The 1,111-nt window shown below is 53.0% G+C and carries 2 protein-coding genes; both read left to right on the top strand.

Annotated features, from left to right (window positions below; all coding sequences use genetic code 11):
• A partial coding sequence (locus ACFUEJ_RS24270) for a M35 family metallo-endopeptidase (protein WP_388032393.1) occupies nucleotides 1-527 on the top strand: 527 nt, incomplete at its 5' end.
• Between the two features lie 165 nt (nucleotides 528-692).
• Nucleotides 693-1,004, top strand: coding sequence for a hypothetical protein (locus tag ACFUEJ_RS24265; protein WP_388032391.1), 312 nt, complete (start codon nucleotides 693-695; stop codon nucleotides 1,002-1,004).
• The last annotated feature ends 107 nt before the right edge of the window (nucleotides 1,005-1,111 follow it).

The raw sequence follows: 1,111 nt of genomic DNA, 5'->3' as shown, positions 1-1,111 counted from the left end.
GTATGGTTCTAACGTTACGCGATAGAGCGGTACAAATGATTGATGTACGGCTCGTAGACTTGCGCAAGTGGGGGGCGGTCGAACGTCAACGCGTCGCAACGTGGTTTGGCTCAAGCGATGAAGCGATTCGGCAAAGTCTGACAGTCGGCCTCGCACGAGTAAGTCGGGTGATGCGCGATCTCAAGCCTGGAAACTTTGTTCGTCAATCAGAGGAGCTTGATCGATATCTTGGTTGTACGCCGAATAACAAGGACCCTGATGGTGCCGTCGCTCATGTTTGCGCCCCTGACACCGCTACACATACTATTTGTATCCACGAAAAATTTTGTGGGATGCGCCCCATATCCAGTGCGAAGGACTCGATGCTATCGACACTGATTCATGAGTGCACTCACTTCTCCGACACTTTTGGCGCTCAGGATCATCAATATTTCATGCGCAAGTGCTTGGTATTGGCTCGGACGCGGCCTGATCTCGCAATCAATAATGCGGATAGCATTGCCGGGTATATTATCTATGAGGATTAGGGGCAGTGTGGCAGCGCGATCCTGGTTGAATCTGGTTGGGTCCAACGGAAAGTTGATATGGTAAAAGGGCCAGCATATATCGCACTCGCATTTTTCTCGGCAGCGACATTCGCCTGCTCCCCAGTCCATACGCTTGATGTTTCGTTTGAAAGAGATTCTGCCAAGGTGTCCGGCGATGAGATCACAAGGCTGGCCAATTGGGCGATAGACCTTCAACTTAAATATCCCAATCTCGATCGTACGTCTGTCGGTGGCCTTGCCGAAGCTGAGGAAAGACAGCCGCACGTGCTGGCTCAACAACGCGCGGAAAGTATCAAGGGGCTTCTGGTCACATTGGGGCTTGGTCGAGCACCTATCGACGTCGACGCCAGGCTTTATAAGTCGCATCACTTGAGCGGTGTGCCGGATAATGGCCGACGAGTAGAAATCGACTTTCTTCCCGGTTGCCCGCATGAATGTCCTTGCCAAGTGAAATGAGGCCTTGGTCGCCAGCCGCCACGCAGTGCTGCACATTTTGATGGTATGAAGCGGCCCCTTACGCACCATGCAGTAAGCGCCGGCCCGTCACAAGCCGACGCGTGCTT

It is taken from the genome of Gordonia sp. NPDC057258 (assembly GCF_042668985.1).
In the GTDB taxonomy this organism is placed as follows: Bacteria; Actinomycetota; Actinomycetes; order Mycobacteriales; family Mycobacteriaceae; genus Gordonia; species Gordonia hongkongensis.
This window is presented reverse-complemented; position numbering and strand designations above follow the sequence as displayed.